The sequence below is a fragment of the Qipengyuania sp. NPDC077410 genome (genome assembly GCF_044543405.1).
GTDB lineage: Bacteria > Pseudomonadota > Alphaproteobacteria > Sphingomonadales > Sphingomonadaceae > Qipengyuania > Qipengyuania pacifica.
This window is the reverse complement of record NZ_JBITWB010000001.1, coordinates 1,474,313-1,488,381: the sequence shown is the minus strand read 5'-3', so window position 1 is coordinate 1,488,381 and position 14,069 is coordinate 1,474,313. Positions and strand designations below refer to the sequence as shown.

Annotated in this window: 12 protein-coding genes; 6 read left to right on the top strand and 6 right to left on the bottom strand. The window is 59.6% G+C overall.

The window, feature by feature from the left end; all coding sequences use genetic code 11:
- The first annotated feature begins 29 nt into the window (after window positions 1-29).
- The 3 genes from ACIGGE_RS07245 to ACIGGE_RS07235 are packed head-to-tail and all read left to right on the top strand — an operon-like array spanning window position 30 to window position 3,558.
- Window positions 30-638, top strand: coding sequence for a histidine phosphatase family protein (locus tag ACIGGE_RS07245; protein ID WP_397489805.1), 609 nt, complete (start codon window positions 30-32; stop codon window positions 636-638).
- On the top strand, window positions 635-2,344 hold the full coding sequence (locus ACIGGE_RS07240; RefSeq protein ID WP_397489804.1) for a beta-3-deoxy-D-manno-oct-2-ulosonic acid transferase: 1,710 nt from the start codon (window positions 635-637) through the stop codon (window positions 2,342-2,344). Before ACIGGE_RS07245 ends, ACIGGE_RS07240 begins: the two co-directional genes overlap by 4 nt.
- Window positions 2,341-3,558 (top strand): glycosyltransferase family 4 protein, encoded by a 1,218-nt coding sequence (locus tag ACIGGE_RS07235; RefSeq protein ID WP_397489803.1) that lies wholly within the window; start codon window positions 2,341-2,343, stop codon window positions 3,556-3,558. Before ACIGGE_RS07240 ends, ACIGGE_RS07235 begins: the two co-directional genes overlap by 4 nt.
- Here ACIGGE_RS07235 and ACIGGE_RS07230 read toward each other — a convergent pair.
- Window positions 3,543-4,199, bottom strand: coding sequence for a sterol desaturase family protein (locus tag ACIGGE_RS07230; protein ID WP_397489802.1), 657 nt, complete (start codon window positions 4,197-4,199; stop codon window positions 3,543-3,545). The two genes, ACIGGE_RS07235 and ACIGGE_RS07230, sit on opposite strands and share 16 nt — an antisense overlap.
- An 86-nt stretch (window positions 4,200-4,285) precedes the next feature.
- On the opposite strand from ACIGGE_RS07230, the gene ACIGGE_RS07225 reads away from it, so the two are divergent.
- Window positions 4,286-5,077 carry an SDR family NAD(P)-dependent oxidoreductase gene (locus tag ACIGGE_RS07225; protein ID WP_397489801.1) on the top strand — a complete coding sequence of 264 codons (792 nt, stop codon included), beginning with the start codon at window positions 4,286-4,288 and terminating at the stop codon, window positions 5,075-5,077.
- Between the two features lie 6 nt (window positions 5,078-5,083).
- Here the strand turns inward: ACIGGE_RS07225 and ACIGGE_RS07220 are convergent, their stop codons facing one another.
- Complete coding sequence (locus tag ACIGGE_RS07220; RefSeq protein ID WP_397489800.1) at window positions 5,084-6,610, bottom strand: LTA synthase family protein; 1,527 nt, start codon at window positions 6,608-6,610, stop codon at window positions 5,084-5,086.
- A 192-nt stretch (window positions 6,611-6,802) separates the two neighbouring features.
- On the opposite strand from ACIGGE_RS07220, the gene ACIGGE_RS07215 reads away from it, so the two are divergent.
- Window positions 6,803-8,056 (top strand): capsule biosynthesis protein, encoded by a 1,254-nt coding sequence (locus tag ACIGGE_RS07215; RefSeq protein WP_397489799.1) that lies wholly within the window; start codon window positions 6,803-6,805, stop codon window positions 8,054-8,056.
- A 27-nt stretch (window positions 8,057-8,083) separates the two neighbouring features.
- On the opposite strand, the gene ACIGGE_RS07210 is transcribed toward ACIGGE_RS07215, so the two are convergent.
- Window positions 8,084-9,778 carry a bifunctional phosphopantothenoylcysteine decarboxylase/phosphopantothenate synthase gene (locus tag ACIGGE_RS07210; protein ID WP_397489798.1) on the bottom strand — a complete coding sequence of 565 codons (1,695 nt, stop codon included), beginning with the start codon at window positions 9,776-9,778 and terminating at the stop codon, window positions 8,084-8,086.
- A gap of 185 nt (window positions 9,779-9,963) precedes the next feature.
- Here ACIGGE_RS07210 and ACIGGE_RS07205 point away from each other — a divergent pair, with 185 nt between their 5' ends.
- The gene (locus ACIGGE_RS07205) at window positions 9,964-10,353 is read left to right on the top strand and encodes a hypothetical protein (protein ID WP_103024509.1); all 390 of its coding nucleotides are present in this window, start codon (window positions 9,964-9,966) and stop codon (window positions 10,351-10,353) included.
- Here the strand turns inward: ACIGGE_RS07205 and ACIGGE_RS07200 are convergent.
- Genes ACIGGE_RS07200 through ubiB form a run of 3 tightly spaced genes read right to left on the bottom strand, consistent with a single transcriptional unit; the run spans window position 10,316 to window position 14,066 of the window.
- Entirely contained in the window at window positions 10,316-11,401 is a 1,086-nt protein-coding gene (locus ACIGGE_RS07200; protein WP_397489797.1) for a hypothetical protein, read from the bottom strand. The genes ACIGGE_RS07205 and ACIGGE_RS07200 overlap by 38 nt on opposite strands.
- Window positions 11,398-12,531: a hypothetical protein gene (locus ACIGGE_RS07195; protein WP_397489796.1), complete on the bottom strand. Its 1,134-nt coding sequence runs from the start codon at window positions 12,529-12,531 to the stop codon at window positions 11,398-11,400. Before ACIGGE_RS07195 ends, ACIGGE_RS07200 begins: the two co-directional genes overlap by 4 nt.
- Window positions 12,498-14,066: a 2-polyprenylphenol 6-hydroxylase gene (gene ubiB, locus ACIGGE_RS07190; RefSeq protein WP_397489795.1), complete on the bottom strand. Its 1,569-nt coding sequence runs from the start codon at window positions 14,064-14,066 to the stop codon at window positions 12,498-12,500. The genes ACIGGE_RS07195 and ubiB overlap by 34 nt, the downstream gene beginning before the upstream one ends.
- Window positions 14,067-14,069 lie beyond the last annotated feature (3 nt).

The following is a 14,069-nucleotide window of genomic DNA, read 5'->3' as shown; positions in this document are numbered from 1 at the left end:
ACCGGCGGCAAGCGCTAGAAGCCAGCACCATGTTCGTCATCGTTCGCCACGGCAACACATTTGAAACCGGCGATCAGCCGCGCAGGATCGGGGCCCCCACCGATCTGCCCCTAACAGGGCAGGGCATCGAGCAGGCCCGGGCGCTGGGCAGTCATTTCGCCGACATGGGATGGCAGTTTTCGCGCGTACTCGTTTCTCCGCTCAAGCGGACCCGGCAGACGGCTGGCGAAATCCTCTCGACGCAGGCGAATGCGCCCGAGCAAGAGTCAGCCGCATTCCTGCGTGAAATCGATCATGGTCCGGACGAGGACCAGCCCGAAGAGGTAGTCCTTGCCAGAATTGGAGAGGACGCACTCAAAGCATGGGAAACTGGCGCGGTGCCGCCCACGGGATGGAGCGTTGATCGCGAAGGGCGAATTGCCGCCTGGCGCGACCTTTTCGAAGACGCCGATCCCGGCGAGGCGACATTGCTCGTGACCAGCAATGGTGCGGCGCGGTTTGCATTGATGGCGGCGCAAGGTCTTAGCGATGCAGCCAGCACACTACCTTCCCTCAAACTTCCGACGGGCGGCTATGGCGTTATTGGCTGCAGCGATTTGGGGCAATTACAGCTCGTAGCCTGGGGAGTGCGCCCATGACGCCCCTTCCCACCCCTGCCGCGTCCAGGTTGCTGCGTGCCCCCCCCTTCCCCGGCCTGGCGAATGCCACGTACATGTTTTCACCACCGCCCGAGGTGGATGCTCCGACCGGCGACACGCGGACGGCCTTGTTCAGATCCGTCAGCAACGCGCGTGTCGGGGGATCTTACTGGAGTGAGCCAATCGCTCCACTTGCTATCGACATGGCCATCAGGCCTCGTTCCGCGTCCGAGGCAGCGGAACTGCGCGCGCGTTTCGGGGCAGAGAAGACGATCTGCATCGGACACCCGCATGCATCCCCGCTGAGAACCGCCGCGCTCGATTACGGCGCAGATATCGATCCCTGGGCTGTCCTGTCGCAGACGGGGAAATTGGTTGCTCATGGTGATGATGAATGGGTCGCACTGGCCACCATCGCCGGTATTCACGTTCAAGTTTTATCGCCAGGCCGTTATGGCGAGCCGGGCGACGATGAGGAGACACTGAAGAATAGGGCTGCGATGGCGTTGGCAGAGCCGATGCGCGATCCGTTTTCAGATGGCTGGCTCGAACCGGCAAAGGCTATCGAACTGCTGGCAGACTGGCGCAGAGTGATCGATGCCAATCGCGGCACCGCGGGGCAGACCATAGTCGCGGCATGCGGGATCAGCTGGTGGAAGCGCGAAGAAATCCGCCGGTTCCTTTGGGTACCGGGCGAACCTTTGAAAATTGCGCGCACTTCAGCGGGCGCCCTGGCCGTTGCCGAGGCGCGTGGTGGTGCATTGGCTGTCTGGCCATCGCGCATCTCAAAATCCCTCCTCGCAAATGCAGAAAAGCGAGGGGTACCGATCGTGCGCGTCGAGGATGGCTTCGTGCGATCGGTTGGCCTTGGCAGCAATCTGGTGCCTCCATCATCCGTGATTGTGGACCGGCGTGGTATCCATTTCGACCCCGGCCATCCGAGCGATCTCGAGACGATTTTGCAGAATGAGGAATTCTCGCACGACCTGATCGAGCGTGCGCGCCTGCTGCGGAAGACGATCGTGGACACGGGCATCAGCAAATATGCGCGAGCAGCGAAGCGAATGGCCGCGCAGGTCATCGGGACGCGCGAAGGAAGGATCGTTCTGGTACCCGGACAGGTGGAAGACGACATGTCGGTGCTGGCCGGCGGCGGCGGGCTGACATCCAACCTCGAACTGCTGCGCCGCGTCCGCGCCGAAGAACCCGAAGCACAGATCTGGTGGCGCCCTCACCCCGATGTCGATGCAGGCCACCGCAATGGCGAGGTCGTGGATGCAGATGCCCTGCAATATGCCGACCGCATCGTGCGTGAAGAAGCGATGGTTGACCTACTCGATGCGGTAGACGCGGTTCATGTACTTACCTCGCTTTCCGGTTTCGAAGCGCTGCTGCGTGGCAGGGAAGTCATCTGCCATGGCATCCCATTTTATGCGGGTTGGGGGCTCACACGAGATATGGCGACCACGCCGCCGCGCAGGTCGCGCATGCTCTCCCTGGACGAGCTCGTTGCTGGTGTGCTGCTGCTCTATCCCCGTTATCTCGACCCGGTGACAGGCATACCGTGCCCGCCCGAAGTGCTCGTGAAACGCATGGGTCAACAACAGATGCCCAACCGTCTTGGATGGATCGAACCGGTTCGCCGGTTCCAAGGACGCGTCATGGCGCGCCACCGCTCACGCGGGCAGAAGAAGGTTCACCGATGACCCGTGTTGTTCTGGATATATCGCGGCTGATTTCGCGTGTGCGGCATTCCGGCCCTTCCGGCGTTGACCGCGTAGAGATGGCGTATGCGCGTGGACTGCTTCGCCTGTACGGGCCCAAGCTTGCTTTTGCCGCCGTCCATCCGACCGGCCTTTATGGGCGGATTCCTCGCGAAACGGCCATCGCTTATCTGGACGAACTCGACAGGCGCTGGACAGCGACCGATCGATCTTCAGGGCAGCGAACTATCGCATCGGTCCTCCCATGGATGGCACAGCTGCTTCCGCGGCGTGCGGGAATCGGGTCCGCCGACGTTCTGGTGCAAGTTTCGCCGCACCACCTCACGCACGCCGCCAAGATGCGGCGCATTCTGCAACGAGAAGAAGCCAGGTTCGTCTGCATGGTGCATGACCTGATACCGATCGAGTATCCGGAATATGCCCGGCCCGGTGGATCGGCGCTTCATGAAAAGCGGATGAGCACGGTGGCAGAGCTGGCCGATGCGGTGATCGTCAATTCGGCCGCTACGGGCGCTTCCTTAACGAGATGGGTCGAAAGCAAAGGCGGGATCCCGCCGCCGATCCACGTGGCGCTTCTTGGCACAGAGCCAATCGCGAAAGCGGCACCACGCGTTTATCCCGATGGGAAGCCCTATTTCGTGTGTCTCGGCACCATCGAACCACGCAAGAACCATCTACTGCTGCTTCACCTGTGGCGCAAAATGGCTGAAACGCTGCCTTTGGACGATGTGCCGCGCTTGCTGGTGATCGGGCGCCGGGGGTGGGAGAATGAGCAGATCGTCGACATGCTCGAACGCTGCCCATCGCTCGGCCCGGTGCTGGAGGAGGTGAATGGTTGCGGCGACAGCGACCTGGCTGCGGCCGTCCGCGGTGCCCGCGCGCTGCTGATGCCGTCTTTTACCGAAGGGTTCGGCATGCCGATTGCCGAGGCCCTGTCGGTCGGCACGCCGGTCATCGCGAGCGATATCGAAGCCCATCGCGAAATCGGCGGAAATGCTCCCGACTATCTGGATCCTCTCGACGGGCCGGGTTGGAAGCGGACGGTACTGGACCATACCCAGAATGGCCCGATGCGACGTGCGCAACTAACGCGCGTTGCCGCCTGGCAAGAGCCGGAATGGGATTCGCATATGGAGATCGCCGCGAAGGTGATCGAGGACGCCGCGCTTCTACCGAAGAATCATTCTGCGGAATGAACGGGTAACTCGCGCATGGCTTTGGCCGAAACTCGACCGGCGGAGCTAATTCGCGTGTCGAGCACATGGTCCCACAGCGGTGTCGTAACACCGAAGTTGCCGTTTTCACCCATGAAGTGATGACGCATGTGATGCTTCTTGATGACTTTCCCGATGCGCCCGCGCATGGACCATTGATGGCAGGCGTAATGGGTCAGATCGTACAGGACGTAGCCGACCAGGAATCCGAAGACGAACCAGGTGCCGGCATTCCCCGCCAGAGCGTAGCTGAGCGCCCATATGACCCCGGCGACGGGAAGGCTGACGATCGGCGGCATGAGATTGCGCAGATGATCGGTCGGCTGGGCATGGTGGTTGCCGTGGATCGCGAAGACCAACTGGCGCGCGGGAAGCCATTGCGGCTCCCAATGAAACAGATGTCGATGGGCGATATATTCGAACAGGCTCCACACGAGCAGACCGCCAAGGCTCAGGCCAACGGCCGTCGAAACGGAAACCGTGCCCCAGCCGACGAAGGCGATAAGCGGCAGGACGACGATCCAGACTGCTGCAAACAGCCAAATGGACGCGAGCGTCAGCATCTCGAGAAACGGATTCTCGAAAAGAACGAGGCGCTTTTCTTTGGTAGTCGGACCCTTCATCACACGAATATCCCGATAGAAAAGGCACCCGATTGTCAACAAACAAGCGGTGAAATGCAGCTAATTGAGGATTTGAGGATACTCCAATGTGGCACAAGGGTCACGAAATGACGAAAGATGCATCCGTGACCAGAATTTTGTGCACCGGCGCCTCGGGAGCGCTCGGAGGCGCGCTCGCATCACTGCATGCAGTGCCGGGGGTACACCTTAGCCTTTGGGGGCGCGACCGGACTAGACTCGGCTTGATAGCCGAAAAGGTCAGCCATGCTGGGGCAGAAGCGCAGGCGTTCTGCCTCGACCTCACGGACGGACAGGCGGCCATCGATGCCGTGCTGAGCCAGGACAAGGAAGCACCATTCGATCTGGCCTATCTCGTCGCTGGCATCGGCGATACGCGCGCCAAGGGCGATCTGGTCGAAAATCCCGAGCTGGTCCTTCGCGCAGCCCAAGTTAATTTTGCCACACCAGCTGCAATGGCGGCAGCCATCGCGGGAAGGATGGCCGAGCGCGGCCATGGCCGGATAGTGGTGATCGGCTCTGCGGCGGGCCATCATTCTTTGCCATTTGCTGCCGGCTATTCCGGATCGAAGGCGGGATTGGCACGCTTTACGGACGCGTTGCGCATTGCCGTCGAGCCGTACGGCGTGAGCGTGACCCTGGCAGCCCCCGGGTTCATCGACACTCCCTCCAACCGCAATGACTCATCAAGCCGGCCGATGGAATTAAGCGTGGAAGAGGCTGCGCGGCGCATCATCGAAGCGGGCAGACAGGGTAAGCGCCATTACGTGACGCCTTGGCAATTCTCGGCTCTGCGGATGGTGGACGCACTGTTGCCCGCCCGCCTTCGCGATCGGCTTTTAGCCAAGCTCAAACCCTGAGTAGGGCTAACCCTTTTTCCGCGATTGTTTGCCCAGTGATAGGATCGCGTGATGCAACTGCGCAGGCGTGAGGTCTTTGCGTTGGTTGCCGCCAGAAATGACCCTTCCAGCGGCATCGAAACGCAGAACCGCATATGGGGTATGTCGATCGCCGCCCGGCAGGCTTGCCCCCGGTATGCTCGGGCGATGATCTCCAAAAAAGGCCAGCAGCGCCGGCTTTCCCAGCTCAGCGATGCCATCGCGCAATTGGCCGAGCATGGAATCCCCGGCTTGCACCAGCCGATTATAGTGGGCGACGAGTGGCTCTCCCTCGCTCGACCATGGACCGTGGTTTTCGATCGTCACCGCGTAAATGAAAGTCCGCTCCGACGCGATCCGAGCAACCTCCAGTATTTTTGCCGCGAGCGCTGCATCCGAAATGTAGCGACCGTCGCCAGACGAAGGCGGATCGAACGCGCTGTCATCGATCAATTGGGAAAACCCAGCCTCAGGCAGTATCCGGTGGCGGCTGTAGAAACGCATATCGTGAGGGTGCACGAACACGCTCCGCCACCGATCGCCCCCCAATCTGTTTGGAAGCGCCAACTCGCCATCCTTCAATGCCGTCAAATACGGATCGTAGCGGCGAAAGCCTAATTCATCTTCCTCGCGTCCGAATAGAACCCCATATTCGGTTCGCATGGTGTAAGCCCCAAACCCGCTAACCAACAGGTTCCCCCAAAGGACCGCGTCCTTTTTGGCGGTTTTGAGATTTGAAAGTTCGACACCCCGTTTTCCGAATAGTTCGACCGGATCGGCGAAGGATTCGCACTGGATCACGATGATGATCTCGGGTTCGGCGTTGGGTGAGCATTCCGAGGCATCTACCAAGTCCGGGTCGCATGGGTCCGTTGCCGACGAGGTGCCTTTCTCGGCATCGCCTCGCCACCGAATCCAGTACAACAGCAAGGTGCTCACAAGCCCAAGTTTGGCAACATCTGCATGCGCATCGGGCTCCGATGCCAGCGCTTTAAAGGTCTTCGTCTCCAGAGAAATGCGCATGAGAATGACGGTAATCAGACTGATACCCAAACCAATCAGTCGAGTGACCAGATTTGCTTCGAACAGCCAAACGAACGCCGCAGCGAGCACAGCCAGAGCGACAAGGCCGAGTAGTTTTTGAGATCGCTCCAGAGCGGAAAGATAGAACTGTGGATGCCTGAACACCGCACCGATCAAGGCCAGATCGGAAAATAACAAGGGCTCGCCCAGCATGTCGTTCTTTGCGTTGGAAGCGACAACGAACAGAAGATTTAGTGCCAGAACGAGGACTGCCGCCAAAATAGCATTACCGCTTACAAAAAGCAGAACGCCGAAGATGAACAAAGCAATTTGGACCAGCAGCAATGAGCCTTGAGCAGAGCGCAGGCGTCTTACGCTTCTCGGACGCGCAAAAATATCGACCAGCAGTGCGACAGGTGCGATTACTAACAGGGAAACCACGAGATGCATCATGTCAAACTCATGCCATCCGGTTAGGGCGAAGAAACGCAAGTCGCAATTCATGAGATGTCAGTTTCAAGACTCTAGCCTGTTCATGTTCATAACAAGTCCGATAAGCGTCGCGTTTCACGCCAAGTGTCCTATGAAGGGGCGCAAGGATTGACGGTAGTGGTTGTTCAGAATTTCAAACATTTCAATGGTGATGCCCACCATGCAAGTGGCTCAGGCAATGAGCCCGAACCAATGACGGCGCGCGAACCGGATGAGAACCGAAAGCCGGATTCTCCGCGAACGGTACTTTTGCTGCAAGGCTTGATGGGCCGGGTATTTCGCCGCCTCGGTCAAGAACTCATCAAATCCGGCCACAAAGTCTTCAAGGTCAATTTCAACGGTGGCGACCGGCTATTCTGGCGCCTTCCCGGTGGTATCGAATATCGCAAGTCGCTTGACGAATGGCCAGATACGCTACGGACCATCATCGCTGAGAAAGGGGTCACCGACGTTGTCCTGTTCGGCGATTGCCGCCCCCACCATCTGGTTGCCACCGCGGTATGCCGGGAACTGGACGTTCCGGTTCACGTGTTTGAAGAAGGTTACATCCGTCCGGACTGGGTCACTCTAGAACTGGGTGGTGTAAACGGGCATTCATCCCTGCCCCGCGATCCGGCTTGGTACCGGCAGTTTGCTGCAGAGTTGCCTCCTGTCCCCGAACATCGTCAGGTACCGTCTTCCTTTCGCCGTCGCGCCACGGAAGGACTTCTTTTCAACGTCGCGGACATTTTCAGCCGCTGGTATTATCCGCATTGGGCCAATCATCGCCCCTGGCACCCCGTCATCGAGGGTATGGGATGGGCTCGCAAGCTCACTCGCGGGAAAGATCGTCGCAAAGAGGCTGTAGCGCTGACGGAAAGATTGCTGACTTCCGAGGAGCCGTACTTCCTGTTTCCGTTGCAGCTTGCTTCCGATGCCCAGATTCGTCTGCATTCACCGTTTGCGAGCATGACCGATGCACTGATGTTGGTCATTCGATCCTTTGCCGAGCATGCACCCAAGGACGCGCGCCTCGTAGTCAAGGAACATCCGCTGGATAACGGGGTGTACGACTGGCTTGAAGAGACCAGTTCGATCGCTGACTTGCTCGGCGTGTCCGACCGGGTGGATTATATGGCCTGGGGCGACATCGTGCCGGTAGCCGAGCGAGCGAAGGGGATGGTCACCATCAACAGCACGAGCGGTACGCTAGCGTTGGCCAAGGGAGTCCCGGTCATTGCGCTGGGACATGCCGTTTACGACATTCCCGATATCACGTTTCAGGATGGGATCGACCGGTTCTGGAGCGAAGCGAGCGCGCCCGACATGGAAACGTTTGGTGCATTTCGCCGTGTCCTCATTGAGCGGTGCCTCATTCCGGGCGGCTTCTTCTCCGAAGAGGCGTTGGACAAGGTCGTACGCCATGCCGTTGCCCGGTTCGAGGGGAAGGGATTGCTGCCCGAATAGCAGGCCAAGGGTTTGGGAATCTTTGGGTCAGTCAGCGTCGTCCTCTACGGGGGAAAGTACAGCTGCCGCGCGGCGCACAAGCTCGCGCGCCACATCCTCCTTCGGCATTTCCGGCAAGCTTTCGACCCCGTTGGACGTGACTATGTGCACCTGATTAAGGTCACCGCCCATCACGCTATCGCCTTCTGCGCCTGAAACATTGTTTGCGATGATCCAGTCGGCGCCCTTGCGTTTGCGCTTGGACTTGGCGTTTTCGACTACGTTCTCGGTTTCGGCGGCGAACCCGATCAGAAGTGCAGGTCGTTTACGACCGGCCGCTGTGCTGGCCAGAATATCCGGGTTTTCTGCCAAGATCAGCGCAGGCGGTGCAGAGCCGCGCTTTTTCATTTTTTCTCCTGCCACATGCCGACTTTTCCAGTCGGCAACTGCAGCCACCATGAATGCCACGTCTACCGGAAGTGCGCGGCGCACTTCTTCTGCCATGTCGTCCGCAGTTTCCACGTCGATGCGATCGACCCCGACCGGCGTGGGCAAATGTACCGGGCCGGCGACCAGAGTGACACGCGCACCGGCCGCGGCAGCCATTGCAGCGATGGCGAATCCCTGCTTACCACTGGACCGATTGGCAATGTAACGGACCGGATCGATAGGTTCGCGCGTGGGACCGGCAGTCACCAGAACGTGCTTACCAAACAGAGGTCGGTGATCGGGATCGGGGTCGAACTCTGCCTGACCAGCAAGCGGCGAATCTTCGAAAGCAATACCCGACGTCCGTGCTTCCTCAATGCCTGGTTGCGGCATGGCACGCATGTCCTGCCGTGCTACTTCGTGATTGAGCGCAGCAGGATCAGTCGGTGGTGCGGAAGATGCCTTCCCTTTGCTCGCCAGAAGCGGGCCGCCATCCGCGATCGGCTCTTTCACTTCACCAAGACTTTCACCTCCGAGCATGTCGGGCTCGGGCAGATCGTCCAATTCCGCTTCGATCTGCTCATGGCTGCGTTGCGTAGTCGAACGGGGAATTATCATCGACAAGAGGCCCCCAAGACCACCGCCACTTTTTACGACTTCCTCTTCGTCCCCTGGCTCGAGCGGTTCGTCCAGATTGTATTCGGCTTCTTCCCGAGGCGCGGGAGCCGAAAGCTGTGCCTGCTTGAATATAGCCAGTTCGGGCACCTCTATATCGAGGTCGAGTTCCTGACCGATGCGCGCAAGGATCGCGGGCGGCTCGGGCATGCGCCCGGGGCCGAATTCGCCACAAGCCATTGGCCCCTCGTCCGGATCCATAACTGCAACGCCGGCCTGGCGTAACCAATCTGCGTTTCGCTGGGTTGCCGAATGTTCCCACATCTTCACGTTCATGGCCGGAACAGCAAGGACCGGTTTATCGGTGGCGAGGATGAGCGTGGTCGCAAGATCATCGGCAATGCCGGCCGCCATCTTGGCAAGCAGGTCCGCAGTGGCCGGGCAAACGACCACGAGATCGGCTTCGCGACTGAGTTGGATATGACCCATTTCAACCTCGTCCTTGAGGTCGAAAAGCGATGTATAAACCTTGCTCTCACTAAGAGCGGCCAGCGCCATAGGCGTAACGAACTGCTGGCCGCCTTGCGTCAATACACAGGTGACGGAGCCGCCAGCCTTGCGGATCAGGCGGACGAGTTCGCAGGATTTGTAAGCTGCAATGCCGCCACCGATGACGAGCAGGATTCGCGGCCCGCTCATGCGAGGCGTTCCTGCGCTTGCATCATGTCCGTGCGTTGCCACTCGAACCGGCGAATGCATTCCCATAAAGCCATTGATGCGCTTGCTAGCGCCCCCCGTACATCAATGCCAGCGTTCAGCACTGGCGTTTTTCAATATTCACCCTAACGTCACATGGTGAAAAAAGAGAAAACGGGGAGGTCTTCATGCATGTCATCCTGAGCGCGATCCTGCTTGCACTGGCAATACTCGATCTGGTGATTGGTACCGGCTTTCTGATCGACCCTGGCAGTTCGGGCGCGGATTTCGGCCTTGCCATCGTTTCGATGCATGGAGAATCTACCCTCAGGGGCGACATGACCGCATTCTTCTACGTGACGGCACTGTCACTTGCATGGGGTGGCTGGAAGCGGCGGGGCGATGTCCTGTTACCTGCTCTCGGACTGTTCGGCATCGCTCTGATTGGGCGCATAATCAATCTGGTCGTTGAGGGACCCTACCAGGGTTGGATGGTCCCGATGAGCGTCGAGGCGCTTCACTGCATTGTCATCATAATTGCTATGCGTGCGTGGGGGTGGCCAGCGACGCGGACCTGATGGCCCGAATTAGATCGGTCACTGCACGCGGCGCGAAGGCCAGGCCTACCCCGTATGCGGGGACGAAAAGTCCCATCCAGTAAAAGTTTTCCTGCCGCGCAAAGATGGCAACGGCAGCGATGAAACCGGCAAACCAGGCGCTGGCGAAAACCCCCAGCCTTCCACCCACCGCCAACCAGCCCGGCAGCGGCAGCACACCGAGCGGACCTGCCAGCCAGACTGGTAATGTTTGCAGCAATGTTGTGACATGTATGCCGTACAAAGCGAGCGCCGGCCCGACCATTCCGCTCCATCCGGGAGAGGTCAGGTCCCCGGGTTCACGTACACCGGCAACGGCGAACGCATGAAACGCAAGTCCCAAGGCAATTATCATCAGCGTTCCGCAGATAGAGAAGACTTTCGCGCGTTCGCCTGCCAGTAATGCAGCGCTGCCCCACGCAAGGAGAAACGGCAACGCCAGTTCGCGCAGCGCAATGGCGCATGCTGTCAGGATTAGACCGCTGATCCACAAACGGCCCACCGATAGGGCAAGTGCGAGCGATAACATCAGGCCGGCAAGGAGTTCGTGACTGAAAGGGATGTCCGAGATGAATGCGACCATTCCGAACAATGCTGCCAATCCCGCGCCGACAGTTGCTTCCACGCGACCCCTGCCGCGCAAAGCCGCATACCAGGCAAGAACGTTGGCGCCCCACATAAATGCTGCGATTGCGCGCCACCCGTCGCTACCCCACAGCGCACTTGTCCAAGCCAGAACAGGAGTTCTTATCGTAACGAAAGGGCTGGTCGGCATGCCGAACTCACGGTGTTCTTTAGCCGCCGCTTCGTAATAATTCTCGCCCGCCGCGACCCGAGCGTCGATAGCGCGATAGAGGTCCATATCGACACGCTCGCCAAGTGCGAGCCTATGCTCTATATCTGCCTCGTGCGCAGAATTGCGCGCTTCCAGCGCGCGCACGTTCCATACGCACGCAAGGATCGTCGCAATCAGAAGCGCTGCTGCGCCCCAGTGTGGTAAAGCCGCGAGGGGACGGTCGGGCAAATTCATGCCTTCCCTCCCGCCGCACGGACCAGTGAGGGTAGCGCCATAGGCAGGAAAGCCAGGCCGATGAACATCGCCGGTGCGACGACTGCGCCCCAGTAGAAGTTGTTTGCCCTGCCCGCGAGCATGAATGCGAGACCATAGCCCAGATACAAAAAGGTACCCATCGTGCCAGCGGACGATTTCCATCCGGCCCAACCCAACGCCATCAGTATCACTACAGGACTGGCCAGTTCATGTGGAAGCAAACGCAGGTTTGAACTCAGAACGATATTCCCGAGCCATCCGGAAAGGCCGCGCAGGACAAGCCAGTCCGGCCCTACTGGATCGGAAGGCACCTCCTGCACAGCTATCAACGACAGATGCCAAGCCATGATCGCTGCGAATACAGCAACCAGCATGATCCAAGCCGTTGCTTCGCGCCAATCCTTGCGCCACGCCGCCATCGCCGCCATCAACAATACGAAGGGCAAAACCAGTTCGCGCAATGCCAGCGCCAGCGCAGCGACAAAGAGCGCCGCTCCCCAACGCCCCGGTCGATGAAGACCGAACGCCAAAGCGATCAGCATCCCCGCCCAAAGCTCATGCAGCACGAAGAAAGACCGATTGAGGCCGAGCGAACCGCCCATTGCCATCAGCGCCGTGCCGAGCAGGCGGAAGCGCGCACCGCCAGGCTCCTCGCCCAACCGTTTCCACCACGCCCAGATGCATGCGAAGAGTAGAGCGACCGCAAGGGCGATCATTGCAGGCTCGCCCAGCGAGACATGAATCCAGGCGAGTGTCGGCAGACGCACGGCGAGACCCGGTCGCACCGGGTAATCGCGCGCGCGTTGCTCTTCCACGATGAAGTCGTAATAGTTTTCGCCGTGGCCGATCCGCTCGATCACACGGTCGTAGAACGCAAGATCCTCGTCCCGCTCGGATTCAGTCTGCCCGTTCGGCGCCCCATCGCCAATGAGCGATGGAACTTCCGATGGCTTTCCATCCAAAGTCGCGCTGAGAGGTGCGATAGCGGCAAGAACAAGAAGCGCTGCCACGACGAACAGCAGTATACGTGCGGGCCACCTATCCCAGCCGGCGAAGCGATCCCACGGTGCCGCTTTTAGTTGATCCAGCCCTGCATTATCGCTGCCCATACTGCGAGACCCCCTGCCACCGCTGCTATCGTATAGCCCATCCAGCCGCGACCTGGTTCGGTGCGGCGCCGTCTTTCCCACATCAATTCGACATCGGGCAGAGGCGGTAGCTCCGGCGCGCCGCCTTTGGGCGGGAACCGATCCTCGATCCTGCGCACGAGTTCGGGGATGCGTAGCAAAGTCTGGGTGTCTTCGCGGATGCGATCGGCAATGGCTGCTTCCGGACCCAGTTCATCGCGGATCCAACTGCGAACGTATGGCGCGCTGACATCCCACATGTTGATTTTGGGATTGAGTTGCGTAGCAATGCCTTCGACCATGACCATGGTCTTTTGCAAGAGCAGAAGATGTGGCTGCGTCTGCATGTCGAAATCACGCGTAATCGCGAACAGCCCGTCGAGCATCTGGCCAACGGAAAGCTCACTAACCGGCTTGCCGCGCATCGGCTCGCCAACAGCCCTCAACGCGGTCGCGAACTCGTCCACGTTGTGATAGCTTGGGACATACTGCGCCTCGAAGTGAATCTCCGCAACGCGGCGATAGTTGCCGGTGGTCAGCCCATAGAGAATTTCCGCGAGCCACATGCGCGCGCGTCGATCGATCCGGCCCATGATGCCGAAATCGATGGCAGCGATGGTCCCATCCGCTTTCACGAACAGATTCCCTTGGTGCATGTCGGCATGAAAGAATCCAGCAGCGATGGCCTGCTTCAGGAAAGCGAGGACAAGCCTGCTGGCTATTTCGTCGGTATCGTGGCCCGCGGCCTTCAGCGCTTCGGTATTGCTGATTTTAATGCCATCGATCCAGTCGACGGTCATCACGCGCCCATTGGTACGATCCCAGTCGATACCCGGAATTTCGTATCCTTCGGTCCCGACCATATGCTCGGCGAGTTCAGAAGCGCTGGCTGCTTCGCGCCGCAAATCGAGTTCCCGATTGGTCCAGCGCTTGAAGTTGGCAATGACGAGTCTGGGGCGAAGGCGGGCAGCTTCCACACCGAAACTCTCCAGATGAGCTGCCGCCCATTCATAGGTATCTATGTCACGCGCGAACCGTTCGCGAACGCCGGGCCGCAGGACCTTTACGGCAACCTGCCTGCCGTCGGTGGTTGTTGCGCGGTGGACCTGGGCGATGGAGGCTGCGCCGATCGGCACTGGATCGAATTCCGACCAGAGAGCTTCAAGCGGTTGCTCGAAACTGGCTTCGATGCTTGCCCTGATCTTTTCGAAGGGAACTGGCGGCAGATCGTCCTGCAATTTCAGCAAATTGCGCGCCGGCTCTTCGCCAACAAGATCTGGCCGCGTGGCGAGGGTCTGGCCCAGCTTGATAGCAGCAGGCCCGATGTCCCGGAAAGCCCCCGCGTAATCGCGCTCCCCACTGGTGCCTGTGAAAGATACCCAGCGGGCGAGCTTCGCCATGCGGCGCACGGGACCCGGTGCGTTGGGATCGTGTTCGATCCCTACCAGCGCGCGGTGTCGTGCAAGGGTGATGCCCCACTTGAAGAGCCGCCAGATATGCGTTGCTGGTCGCGTCACCAG